Here is an 11,707-nt window from a genome sequence, read left to right as displayed (position 1 = left end):
TCGTCTCATGAAAGAGTTCACCCTCATCGAGCTTGGCAAGCGGATTGGCCAGTTGCTCCTCAGCCTGTTCGTTCTGCTTATCGTCACCTTCGTGATCGGTCGCATCCTGCCGACCGACCCCGTCGGGGCGATCGTCGGGGAGCTGGCCGATCCTGCCGCCTATCAGGCCATGCGCGCTCGGCTCGGGCTCGACCTGCCGGTCTATGAGCAGTTCTGGCTGTATCTGACCTCGCTCCTGCACGGCGATCTCGGAACGGCGATCCTGACCGGAAACCCGGTCCTGCAGGATCTGGCGCAGGCCTTTCCCGCGACGCTGGAGCTGGCGACGCTCGCTGTCATCCTCTCGACGCTGGTGGGCGTGCCCCTCGGCATGACCGCGGCCTTTTTCCGCGATACCTGGATCGACAAGTTCACGCGCGTGATCTCCCTCGTCGGCCATTCGATCCCCGTCTTCTGGTTCGGCATCGTCGGCCTCGTGATCTTCTACGCCGGCCTCGAATGGGTCGGCAGTCCGGGGCGGGTGGATGTCTATCTGGAGGGTCTCGTCGAGCCGAGGACCGGGTTGCTGCTGGTCGACAGTCTTCTCGCCGGCGATACCGAGGTCTTCTGGAACGCCGTCCACCACATTATCCTGCCCGCCTGCATTCTCGCCTATTCGGCTATGGCCTACATTACGCGTATGACCCGCAGCTTCACGCTGGAGCAGCTCAATCAGGACTATGTGATCGCGGCCCGGGCCAAGGGCGCATCCAGCATGCGGATCGTCACCGGCCATCTCCTGCCGAACATCGCGGTCCAGCTCATCACCGTCCTTGCGATTTCCTACGGCGGGCTGCTCGAAGGCGCTGTCGTCACGGAGATCGTGTTCTCCTGGCCCGGCATCGGACAGTACATGACCAATGCGCTGATGACCGGCGACATGAACGCGATCCTCGCAGGCACCCTCATCATCGGATTGATCTTCATGCTCCTCAATTTCCTGTCGGATCTCGCTTATCTGGTGTTCGATCCCCGTACCCGCGAGGTGACGACATGAGCGCCGGCGATATTCTCTCCCCCGCCCCCGCCCCCGCCTCTGTGGCGCAGGGTGCAGTCAGCCGCTTTGCCGGTAGCCTGCGGAGCTTCGTCGTCAAGCTGGCCGACGAGCCTCTGGGCATGTTCGGTTTCGCGGTTCTCCTCGTCCTTGTCATCGTTGCCATTCTCGCGCCATGGATCGCGCCCTACAGTGCCACGTCGCAAGATCTCACCCAGGCGCTCCAGCCGCCGAGTTTCGCCCACTGGGCGGGAACCGACGAGTTCGGCCGGGATATTCTCTCCCGCCTGATCTACGGCACGCGGATCACCATCCAGACCGTGCTCGCCGTGTCGCTGATCATCGGGCCCGTCGGCCTTCTGATCGGCATCGTCGCCGGCTTCGTCGGCGGACGCACGGACGCGATCCTCATGCGCGCGACCGATGTCGTCCTGAGCTTCCCCTCGCTCATTCTGGCGCTGGCCTTCGCCGCAGCGCTCGGCGCCGGCCTCAACACGGCCATCATCGCGATATCGCTCACCGGCTGGCCGCCGATCGCGCGTCTGGCACGGGCCGAAACGTTGATCGTGCGCAACACGGACTATGTGGCGGCGGCAAGGCTCTACGGCGCATCGCGCACGCGCCTGCTGTTGCTCTACATCGCGCCAATGTGCATTCCCTCCGTCGTCGTGCGGCTGACGCTCAACATGGCCGGCATCATCCTCACGGCCGCCGCGCTCGGCTTCCTCGGGCTCGGCGCGCAGCCGCCGGCACCCGAATGGGGCGCGATGATTTCCAACGGGCGCAAGTTCATGCTGGACAACTGGTGGGTCGCGGTCATGCCGGGCCTTGCCATCCTGATCACCAGCCTCGCCTTCAATCTCGTGGGCGACACCCTGCGCGACATACTGGATCCCCGCCATGCTCGTTGACCAGCCCATTCTCCAGATCCGGGATCTTTCGGTTCGCTTCGGGCGGGCGAAGATCCCGGCCGTCAACGGCGTCAGCCTGACGGTGGGCGCCGAGCGGGTCGGCATTGTCGGCGAGTCCGGTTCGGGCAAATCGACGCTCGGCCGCGCGGTCATGCGCCTCCTGCCGCCCGCAGCCCGGATCGAGGCCGCGACCATGGATTTCGAAGGCGCGCCGCTTTTGACGCGCAGCGAGAAGGCGATGCGCGGCCTGCGAGGCAATCGCATGGCGCTGATCATGCAGGACCCGCGCTATTCGCTCAATCCGGTCCTCACCGTCGGCAAGCAGGTGGCCGAAGCCGCAACGCTGCATCAGAAGATCAGCCGGAAAGATGCCTACGCGCTTGCCGCCGATATGCTCGGCCGCGTCCGCATCGCCGATATCGAGCGGACGATGGCGCTCTACCCGCACCAGATCTCCGGCGGCATGGGTCAGCGCGTCATGATCGCGATGATGCTGCTCTCCAAACCACGTCTGGTCATCGCCGACGAACCGACATCGGCCCTCGACGTCAGCGTGCGCGGCGATGTGCTGCGGCTTCTCGACGAACTGGTCCGGGAGAACGCCTCAGCCCTCCTGCTCATCAGCCACGATATCCGCATGGTCGCCGCGTTCTGCGAGCGGGTGCTGGTGATGTATCAGGGACGCGTCGTGGAAACGCTGACGAAGCTCGAAGACGCCGCGCATCCCTATACGCGCGGGCTGATCGCCGCCATGCCCGATCCGAAACGTCCCGTTTCCCGATTGCAGGTACTCGACCGTCGGGCCATCAACGAAGCCGGAAGCGCGCTATGATCGATGTCGAAAATCTCTCCGTCTCCTTCGGGCAGGGCGCTGCCCGGTCTCAGGTCGTCAAGTCGGTGTCGTTCTCCGTGCGCAAGGGTGAGACGCTCGGGATCGTGGGCGAGTCCGGTTGCGGAAAATCGACCGTCCTGCGCTCGCTTGCGGGACTCGACCGCCACTGGGAGGGATCGATCCGCCTGGCCGGCGAAGCCATCGATCCTGACCGCCGGCGCGAGCAGCTTCTGCTCGCACAAATGGTCTTCCAGGATCCCTATGGCTCCATCCATCCGCGCCATCGCATCCGGCGGGTTCTGGCCGAGCCGATCAGAGCCATGGACAAGGGGCCGGGATGGGATCGCGTCGGTCCGGCGCTCCGCCAGGTCGGCCTGCCCGAGACGTTTGCAGAGCGCTTTCCGCACGAACTATCCGGCGGCCAGCGCCAGCGCGTCGCTATCGCCCGCGCCCTGATGCTCGAGCCGGAGATCCTGCTTCTCGACGAGCCAACGTCGGCCCTCGACGTCTCCGTCCAAGCCGAGGTGCTCAACCTCCTCTGCGATCTGCGCGACGAGCGCAATCTCACCTATGTCCTCGTCAGCCATGATCTCTCCGTCATCGCCCATATGTGCGACCGCGTCCTTGTCATGCAGCGCGGCATCTTCGTGGACGAGGTGACAAAGGAAGACCTGCAGCGCGGCGTCACGCATCATGCCTATTCGCAGATGCTCTTCGAGGAAGCCGTCAATGGCCTGAGAACGGTGAACGACGTGGCGCCCGTCCTGAATTAGAGGCGGCGCCGAAGCGTTCTGCCGAACGGCCCGTCGGGGCCATCCGGCATTATGACAAGCCGATCGCCTACCGGTTGTTCGTCTTTCGCCACTCGGCAAACAGCGTGAGAGCTCTCTAATATCGCCTTGAATGGCCGGCCAAGCTTCATTCCGAGTGCTCAGCCACGGTTCAGCACCAGCTCCTCCGCGCGGCATACGTGATGATGACAAGCCCTTACCCCTGGAAACCGCCTCTCGCGAGATAGGCACTCTCCTCCGCCGTCGTGGTCCGGCCGAGCCCCGGATTACGGTGTGGGAAGCGTCCGAAGCGGCGAATAATATCGCGGTGGCCTTCGGCGTGCGCCAGCCAGGGCTGTCCTAGCCCGGCGTTGAGCCGCACGGATAGCTCCTGATCGGCCATATCCTCCGAATGGGCGAAAGGCAGACAGAAGAACAGCCGCAACTCCGGCTTGACGCGCGCCATATGCCGCGCGTCCAACGCCAGCCGGGCATAGTGACGGGCGAGCGGGTCGGTGGCGAACATATGCGCCGTGCCGCGAAAGGCGTTGCGCGGGAACTGGTCTGTAAGGATCAGCAGGGCGAGCGCCCATCCGCGGTCGCCATCCAGTTGTCGCAGCGCCTTGCCGCTACCTCCCCATGGAATTCCAGGAAGCGGTCACGGAAATCGCGATCGAAGCTCACGTCCTTTTCGAACCAGCGGTCTCGCCCGCCCGCCTCCAGCCAGAAGCCCGTGACGGCCGAGATCCGGTCCTCGCCTTCGCAGGGCGTTCTGTTGCGCCGGGCGATCATCAAGCTGAGCTTGGTCCGCGGGGGCATCCCTGCGCGGTGTGTTGCCATGGATCAGGTCGCGACCGGCGTAGATGCCATCGGTAGTCTCAAGGGCGAAGCGCTCGCTATCGCGTCAACGAACGTCCTCCATCACGCGCCCACGTTCGTCCTCATCCATATCCATCAGTTCAAGCGCCTTCCGGCCGAGAGCCAGCGCAGATTCGAATGTCTCGCGGATCTGATATTCCACGCCGGCATGGATCAGTTCGATGGCATGCTCGCGGTCGAACGAGCGCGTTAGCACCGGCACCAGCGGGAACTCCGCCTTGACCAGCTCGGCGATCTTCAGGCTCGCCTCGCGGTCATTGACCGCGATAATGACGAGGCCGGCGTCATGGGCGCCGGCGGCATGAAGGATGTCGAGGCGCGCTCCGTCGCCAAAATAGACCTTGAACCCGAAATCCTGCGCATCGCGGATGGCGTCCGTATCGGTCTCGATGATGGAGATCGAGCAACCATTCGCCAGCAGAGGCTGGCTGACGATCTGACCGAAGCGGCCGAAGCCGATCAGCAACACGCTGGCCGACAAATTCTCCGCCGCCTCGACCCCTTCGATCGATGGTGCGGGCTTGGGCATCAACCGGTCGTGCAGGATGATCATGAGCGGAGTGAGCGTCATCGAGACGATGATGGTCGCCGTCAGGATGGCGTTTGCTTCACTGTCGATGATGCCGACCGATGCGGCCGCAGCGTAGAGCACGAAGGCGAACTCGCCACCCTGTGCCATCAGCACGGCGCGCTCGATCGCCTCGCGGATTCCGGCCCGGAACAGGCGGGCGACCACATAGAATCCGATGGTCTTCAGCGCCATGTAGGCGATGACGGCGAGTGCGATCAGCCGCCAGTTGGCGGCGATGACCGCAAGATCGAGCGACATGCCGAATCCCAAGAAAAACAGCCCGAGCAGGATGCCGCGAAATGGCTCGACATCGGCTTCGAGCTGGTGACGGAAAGAGGATTCAGACAGGAGCACGCCGGCGAGGAAGGCGCCCATCGCCATCGACAAGCCGCCGAGCTGCATCGCAAGCTCCGCACCCAACACGACGCAGCCGCCGTTGTCATGAGGCCGGCAGGGGTTTTGCAGTGGTTGCCCAGGAAGTTCGGGAACTCGCGCAGCGCTCTGCCAAAGCGGCCAAGGAGATCAAAACTTTGATCGGCAATTCCGAAGTTGCCGTCGGCGAAGGTATTAAACTGGTCAATGATACAGGTGAAGGCCTTACGGCGATTGCAGGGCTGGTTCAATCCATCCACCTGCAAATGGATACGATCTCCACTGCAGCACAGGAGCAGTCGCTCGGGATCGGGGAAGTGAATACGGCAGTAAATCATATGAATCAGGCGACGCAGCAAAATGCGGCAATGGTCGAGGAGATGAGCGCGGCAGGTGTGGGCCTTGCGCAGGAGAGCGGTAAGCTGACGGATCGGCTCGGCGAGTTTCGGACGGCCGACGATCGCAAGCACGCTCAGCGAGAAGATCACTAAGGCGATTCCAGATCGAGGCGCGCCTCATGAGCTAGGCTGCGGGTGCTTCGGACCAGAGTTGACGCAGTGAATACGACATCCCTCTTGGACGGTCGCATTCCGCTCGCCTCCCTTATGCAAGTGCTCGCTATAGCCGAATGTCTGAACTTTCGCCATGCCGCTAACAGGCTCGGCATCAGCCAGTCCAGCGTCAGCACTCGTATCAAGACGCTGGAAGAAGACCTCGATATTTTACTGTTCGAGAGGCGACATCGTGGTGTGCGCCTGACCGACGGCGGACGCGGGCCGGAGCGCCTCGTGATCGCCGGCTTTTCGCCATGTCGTTCCTGTTCTGTGCGCTCACGACCTGAATGAGACGCCGTGAGCGGATTTGAACGGTTGGTTCCATCAAATGGTAGAGATAATGGCGGAAACGGGTTGGCTCGCGTTGCGTATCTGGCAAGGCAGACAGATAAGCCCATCGCAACCGCGCCACACAGCTCTGACGAAAAAAAGCTGTCCTCGGTGTGACGATCGCCGGTATTATGGTGCGCTAGTATTGGAGACGCCTGCGCAGAACAGCCAAGAGGCATTCCGACATTGCGGGAGCGAACAAGGTTTGAACCGTGAAAGCCAACATTCCTCCTTGCTCGGTGCTTCGCCAATTTTGCCGCACTCCTCATAAGGCGTAGGCGAGTGGGTTTGACTGGTGGGTGACGGAGATAACGCCCATGTTGATCCCGTAAATCGTGTGAAGCGTAGGCGGTACCATGATCTCCTCGGGCGTTCCGGTGGCGACGACACGGCCGCCTTTTAGCGCGTGGATTCGGTCGCAGAAGCGCGCAGCCATGTTGATGTCGTGAAGGACGATGACGACGCTTCGCCCGCTTTCCCGCGCCAGCCTTCGAACGAGTGAAAGCACCTCGAGCTGGTGCGCGATATCAAGCGCTGCTGTCGGCTCGTCGAGCAGTAGACACCGAGCATCCTGTGCGATCAGCATGGCGATCCATGCACGCTGCCGCTCACCGCCGGAAAGCGTATCCACGATGCGTTCAGCAAAATCTTCGATGTGCGTCGACGCAATGGACGTCTCGACCTTCTGTCTGTCGACGTCGGAGAACCGGCCCAGAGCGCCATGCCATGGATACCGTCCACAACCGACGAGTTCCCTCACCGTCATTCCCGATCCGGTACCGAGATCCTGTGGGAGATAGGCAACCGACCTTGCAAATTCACGACTGTCGTATCCTGCGAGATCCCGATCCCCGTAACTGACCCTTCCCTGTGTTGCAGCCTGCTGCCGAGCCAGAATTTTGAGAAGACTGGATTTGCCGGATCCATTGTGCCCGACAAGGGCCACCACCTCTCCTGCCGGAAACGTCAAAGTGACGTCCGACAGGATCGCGTTCCCGTTGATCTCGAGACTGATCCCATTCACTGAAAAGGCGTTTGCTATTTCGCTCGTCTGTTGCCATTGCCGAACCAGAGCCACGTGACCTCCTCTAAAAGGAATTTGATGCCGGAAGCGCAATAGACGTCCTGCCTGCGCAGCAATCCTAGTCGATCGTGACCGGATGATGCAAGATTGCAACGTCCGAAAAAGAAGACGGTCGTACTCAAGTTAATGTCGCGCCGTCTCTGGAACACGCAATCCGTATGCTTTAGCAATCACCGTTATCAGCCAGTGTCTCCTGCTGGCAGCTAAAATGACCGGCGACTTAACCGATGACGATGAACATCGCCAGATTGTTGAACTCTTTCGTTCACCTGAAGCCTCAGTTGCTGGCCACCGCCCGTCGGCGTCGGGCCGATCACAGTCTTGCGGAGGATCTCCTTCAGGATGCATGGATCAAGCTCCAGACGGCCGTCCCGCAGCAGACCATCGAGAACCTTGCCGGCTACATCCACAGGACGGTTTCCAACACCACGGTCGATCACCTCCGAGGCGACAAACGCCGTCGTGATATCAACGCGGAGGTGCAGGGCATCCTGAGAGGTGAGGCCGAGGAGCGCTCGCCGGAACGCGCCGTAATGGCGCGCCAGACACTCGCTGCTGTTGCCGCGACGCTTGACGCAATGCCGGAACGCTCACGTCGGATATTCCTGTTAAGCCGTTTGGATGGTCTCACCCATAAACGGATAGCAGAACGCGAAGGCATCAGCGAAGAAGCCGTATACTATCATATCAGGCGGGTTCTCGAGAACCTTGCAGTCCTGCGCGGGGATATCGAAGCATGATCGACGCCGGCGGATCGACCTTTGCCGCTTCTGTGGTAAGACCTTGGCTCCTCAGACACATCTAGGAAGATCGTTCGGTATACGACATGAGCGACACCGACAAGAACATGGCCGGCCGTCATCGCGCCGCGACCGATGCGCGAGACTGGCTCGCGCGGCTGACGTCGGGTTCGCTGAGTGCCGCCGAACTCCAGCAGTTCAAGCACTGGCGAGACTGTCGCCCGGAACATCGCGCCGCCTTCGAAAAGGAGCGACTGTTCTGGATGGGACTCGATCGGCTGGACGAACAACTCAGCCACATAGCCAGTCCGAAAAGACCGCCTCTCACGCGGCGCGCCTTTGTCGGCGGCGGAAGTCTTGCTGTGGGCGCGCTGGCCAGTGTGGTCGCCGCCCCGCGCCTCAGCCTGTGGTGGAATGCGGACGTGGTCGTACCGGCAGGTAACCAGCGCGAACTCGCGTTTGCGGATGGCACAGTCGCAGCACTCAATACGGGCGGGGCAATCACGATCGATTTCAGGCCCGGTATGAGGCTTGTCCATCTTTTGCAGGGCGACGCTGAGTTCGTTGTTCCCCCGGCCGTGGATGGCAGTGCCTTCAGGGTCGCCTCGGGCGGCGGCAACACCGACATTCAGCACGGGCGCCTTCTCGTCAGCGCCCGTGAGGACCTGACTGCCGTCGCCGTCGTGGATGGAGATGCCTCCGTCTACAGCCCGGTCGCGGCGGATGAGATCGATGTCTCGGGACGTCCGTCCGTCAAAATCTCGCCCGCCGAGCAAACAACATATCGATTTGGCGAAATGCCGGATCAGCCGACGGTCGCGGATCTCGAAATGCTGCTCGCATGGCGACATGGAAGGATTATCTTGGAAGGCAAGCCATTTGCGGCGGCTATCGCCGAGATCGGACGCTACGTCCCGGAAGCAGTGATTCTACGGCCGGGCGTCGATCGCGACGCGCGCGTCAGCGGCATATTCTCCACGACGAAACCTTTGGCGGCACTGCAGTCGATTGCAAAGACCCAAGCCCTGTCCGTCCGCCGCATTCCCGGCATTGCAATCGTTCTCGCGTAAAATCGACAGACTTTCTTCGAAACCTGTTTAGGTAAATCCTTCTCTCATACGTCAAGATTTCGAACACGGTAGAATGCCGGTGTTTGCGAGATGACGTGTGCATAGGGGCGATCGAATGAGGAACACTGGAAATGGCAGGCCGCGGCAGGCAGGACAAATGAGGCTGTTGCCCGCGCTGATGGCAGGCGTGACGATTGGCTTTGCCGGGTTGGCGAACGCCGGGATGGGCAGTCCGGCACAGGCGCAAACCAACCAGACCCGGGCGTTTGACATCCAGGCATCATCGCTGTCGCGTGCCCTGCGCCAGTTTTCGCAGCAATCCGGCGTTCAGGTCGCCTACAGCACCGCGATCGCCTCCAGCGTCTCGGCCCCGGCCGTCAAGGGACCGCTGACGCCGGAAGATGCGCTGTCGGCGCTGCTTTCAGGCTCCGGCCTGCACTATAGTTTTACAGCCAGCGGTGCGGTCACCATTCTGGGTGCAGAGCCTGTAACGGGCTCCGTCAAGAACTCCGAAGCGACGGTGCTTGAGACGATCCACGTTGTTGGCAGGGGTGGCGCCTACGAGCCGGTAGAGGGTTACCGTGCCGAAAGCTCATCATCCGGCACGAAGAGCGATACCCCCATCATCGAAACACCGCAGTCGATCAGCGTGGTGACGGCGGACCAGATCGCCAACCAGCGCGCGACATCCCTCTCCGACACCTTGAGCTACACGCCAGGCGTCACGACCCAATCCGGCGGGTTCAGCCGCATGGTCGATGACTTCATGATCCGTGGCTTTAATACAGCAAGCGGCAATACCGGTACCTTGCGTGATGGCATGAAGTTCCAGTCGAACGTCTATGATGGTGGTCAGGAGCCTTACGGGCTTGAGCGTGTGGAGGTGCTGCGGGGCGCGTCCTCCGTCCTCTACGGACAGGTTGCACCCGGCGGAGTCGTCAACGCCATCTCCAAGCGTCCGACCGCCGAGCCCCTGCACGAGGTCAATCTCGAATACGGAACCGACAACAGGAAACAGATTTCTGCCGATTTTGGCGGGCCAATCGATGAGGAGGGCGTCCTGACCTACCGGCTGACCGGCCTTGCCCGGGATGCAGACAATTGGGTCGACAATACGCCCGATGACAAGAAATACATCGCTCCTGCCCTGACGTGGAAACCGGACGACGAAACAGCGCTGACGCTGCTTGGCAGCTACCAGCATGTGGATACCCGCTTCGCGCCGCCATACCTCCTGACGGACATCACGTCTGGCAAGATCTCCCGCAACACCTTTACCGGTATCGACGATTTCGACACCTACCAGTCCGACACCTACACGATTGGCGGCATTTTCGAGCACACGTTCGACAACGAAGTAAAGCTGCGGAGTTCTACCCGGTATTTCCACGCCGATATTCAGTGGAACTACATGATGCCGAACGTGACGCCCATCAGTGCATCGGGGATCATGACACGGCTGGCCTCCGAACGTGCGGAAACGTCCTATGGCATCACATCCGACAATTCGCTCGAATACACATTCGATGCGCTGGGTGCCGAACATACGGTTCTGGGCGGCCTCGACTTTTACCGCCGCTCCTATGACAGCCACCGCTATCGCGGCGCAAGCTACAGCACGCTCGACCTCAACACCGGTGTCAGCACCGGCAGCCCCAATGTGAATCATGCCGTTGATCGCGGATCCGACAGTCTCGGTGACCAGTACGGCATCTATCTGCAGGATCAGATCAAGTTCGATGATCACTGGGTTCTGCTTCTCGGCGGACGCCACGACTGGGCCGACAGCACCACGAAAAGCTATCAGACCGGTGTCGTCACGGATCAGCGGGACAATGCTTTCACCGGTCGTGCCGGGCTCGTCTATCTGTTCGACAACGGCGTCGCTCCCTACGTCAACGTCAGCCAGTCCTTCTTGCCGCAGGTCGGCTCGGATTATCTCACGGGTAGCGCGCTCAAGCCAAACGAAGGCCTGCAATACGAGGCGGGCGTTCGTTATCAACCTGGCGGTACCGATCTCCAGTTCAGCGCCGCCATCTATGACCTGAACCAAAAGAACGTGGTTTCCTATAGCTCGACGGGCAACGCATACCAGCTCGGCGAGGTCCAGTCGCGCGGCCTCGAACTGGAAGCCCGTGGCGAAGTTGGAAACTGGGGTCTCGTTGCGGGCTATACATTCACGGATGCGGAGATCACGCAAAGTGCAAAGACCGCCGAAGTGGGCGAACAGGTCGCCCTTGTCCCAAAGCATAGCTTCTCGCTGTGGGCGGATTATGGCCTCGATGATCTCGGGCTGGAAGGCGTTCGGGTCGGCGGCGGCATGCGGTTTATCGGCAAGAGAAACCTGACCGACAGCGCGATCGACAATGGCGGCTACGTCCTGTTCGACGCGCTGGCGACTGTCGATCTGGGCAAGTTCGACCCCAAGTTGGATGGGCTCGACCTGAAGGTCAACGCTCGCAACCTGTTCGACCGCGAATATGTCAGCTGCGCTGCCATCGATGGCTGCCGTTTCGGCGAACCGATGAGCGTTTCGGCAAGCCTTTCCTACAAGTGGTAGT

General features: G+C 61.5%; 9 protein-coding genes and 3 pseudogenes. 9 read left to right on the top strand and 3 right to left on the bottom strand.

The window, feature by feature from the left end:
* Positions 1-7: 7 nt before the first annotated feature.
* From C8J33_RS21305 to C8J33_RS21290, 4 genes are read left to right on the top strand one after another with little or no spacing between them, the layout of a single operon-like run.
* Complete coding sequence (locus C8J33_RS21305; RefSeq protein WP_110802679.1) at positions 8-1,036, top strand: ABC transporter permease; 1,029 nt, start codon at positions 8-10, stop codon at positions 1,034-1,036.
* Entirely contained in the window at positions 1,033-1,944 is a 912-nt protein-coding gene (locus tag C8J33_RS21300) for an ABC transporter permease (RefSeq protein ID WP_132665283.1), read from the top strand. The genes C8J33_RS21305 and C8J33_RS21300 overlap by 4 nt, the downstream gene beginning before the upstream one ends.
* A complete protein-coding gene (locus tag C8J33_RS21295) occupies positions 1,934-2,776 on the top strand; it encodes an ABC transporter ATP-binding protein (RefSeq protein WP_132665282.1) in 843 nt (280 codons plus the stop codon). The genes C8J33_RS21300 and C8J33_RS21295 overlap by 11 nt, the downstream gene beginning before the upstream one ends.
* On the top strand, positions 2,773-3,549 hold the full coding sequence (locus C8J33_RS21290) for an ABC transporter ATP-binding protein (protein WP_132665281.1): 777 nt from the start codon (positions 2,773-2,775) through the stop codon (positions 3,547-3,549). Before C8J33_RS21295 ends, C8J33_RS21290 begins: the two co-directional genes overlap by 4 nt.
* A gap of 214 nt (positions 3,550-3,763) precedes the next feature.
* Here C8J33_RS21290 and C8J33_RS21285 read toward each other — a convergent pair.
* Both C8J33_RS21285 and C8J33_RS21280 read right to left on the bottom strand, forming a co-directional pair.
* Positions 3,764-4,338, bottom strand: a pseudogene (locus tag C8J33_RS21285) (DUF924 family protein).
* A gap of 16 nt (positions 4,339-4,354) precedes the next feature.
* Positions 4,355-5,422 (bottom strand): annotated as a pseudogene (locus C8J33_RS21280) (cation:proton antiporter); the annotation flags it as partial.
* A gap of 8 nt (positions 5,423-5,430) precedes the next feature.
* Here C8J33_RS21280 and C8J33_RS21275 point away from each other — a divergent pair.
* Together C8J33_RS21275 and C8J33_RS21270 are read left to right on the top strand one after the other, a co-directional pair.
* A pseudogene (locus tag C8J33_RS21275) lies at positions 5,431-5,859 on the top strand (methyl-accepting chemotaxis protein); the annotation flags it as partial.
* A 66-nt stretch (positions 5,860-5,925) separates the two neighbouring features.
* A complete protein-coding gene (locus C8J33_RS21270) occupies positions 5,926-6,213 on the top strand; it encodes a helix-turn-helix domain-containing protein (RefSeq protein ID WP_245507237.1) in 288 nt (95 codons plus the stop codon).
* Between the two features lie 304 nt (positions 6,214-6,517).
* On the opposite strand, the gene C8J33_RS21265 is transcribed toward C8J33_RS21270, so the two are convergent.
* Positions 6,518-7,330, bottom strand: coding sequence for an ABC transporter ATP-binding protein (locus C8J33_RS21265; RefSeq protein WP_422038805.1), 813 nt, complete (start codon positions 7,328-7,330; stop codon positions 6,518-6,520).
* Between the two features lie 233 nt (positions 7,331-7,563).
* Here C8J33_RS21265 and C8J33_RS21260 point away from each other — a divergent pair, with 233 nt between their 5' ends.
* The 3 genes from C8J33_RS21260 to C8J33_RS21250 all read left to right on the top strand — a co-directional run bounded on the left by C8J33_RS21260 (position 7,564) and on the right by C8J33_RS21250 (position 11,706).
* Positions 7,564-8,076, top strand: coding sequence for an RNA polymerase sigma factor (locus tag C8J33_RS21260; RefSeq protein ID WP_132665280.1), 513 nt, complete (start codon positions 7,564-7,566; stop codon positions 8,074-8,076).
* An 86-nt stretch (positions 8,077-8,162) separates the two neighbouring features.
* Positions 8,163-9,146 carry a FecR family protein gene (locus C8J33_RS21255; RefSeq protein ID WP_110802673.1) on the top strand — a complete coding sequence of 328 codons (984 nt, stop codon included), beginning with the start codon at positions 8,163-8,165 and terminating at the stop codon, positions 9,144-9,146.
* A 157-nt stretch (positions 9,147-9,303) separates the two neighbouring features.
* On the top strand, positions 9,304-11,706 hold the full coding sequence (locus C8J33_RS21250; protein WP_165929857.1) for a TonB-dependent siderophore receptor: 2,403 nt from the start codon (positions 9,304-9,306) through the stop codon (positions 11,704-11,706).
* Position 11,707 lies beyond the last annotated feature (1 nt).

This window comes from Rhizobium sp. PP-CC-3G-465 (genome assembly GCF_004343445.1).
Lineage (GTDB): Bacteria > Pseudomonadota > Alphaproteobacteria > Rhizobiales > Rhizobiaceae > Ferranicluibacter > Ferranicluibacter rubi.
This window is presented reverse-complemented; position numbering and strand designations above follow the sequence as displayed.

Excerpts from the sequence above, each read along its gene's own strand:
- C8J33_RS21290 (WP_132665281.1), top strand. The coding sequence starts at position 2,773 with ATGATCGATGTCGAAAATCTCTCCGTCTCCTTCGGGCAGGGCGCTGCC.
- C8J33_RS21305 (WP_110802679.1), top strand. The coding sequence starts at position 8 with ATGAAAGAGTTCACCCTCATCGAGCTTGGCAAGCGGATTGGCCAGTTG.
- C8J33_RS21295 (WP_132665282.1), top strand. The coding sequence starts at position 1,934 with ATGCTCGTTGACCAGCCCATTCTCCAGATCCGGGATCTTTCGGTTCGC.
- C8J33_RS21250 (WP_165929857.1), top strand. The coding sequence starts at position 9,304 with ATGAGGCTGTTGCCCGCGCTGATGGCAGGCGTGACGATTGGCTTTGCC.
- C8J33_RS21300 (WP_132665283.1), top strand. The coding sequence starts at position 1,033 with ATGAGCGCCGGCGATATTCTCTCCCCCGCCCCCGCCCCCGCCTCTGTG.
- C8J33_RS21255 (WP_110802673.1), top strand. The coding sequence starts at position 8,163 with ATGAGCGACACCGACAAGAACATGGCCGGCCGTCATCGCGCCGCGACC.
- C8J33_RS21260 (WP_132665280.1), top strand. The coding sequence starts at position 7,564 with ATGACGATGAACATCGCCAGATTGTTGAACTCTTTCGTTCACCTGAAG.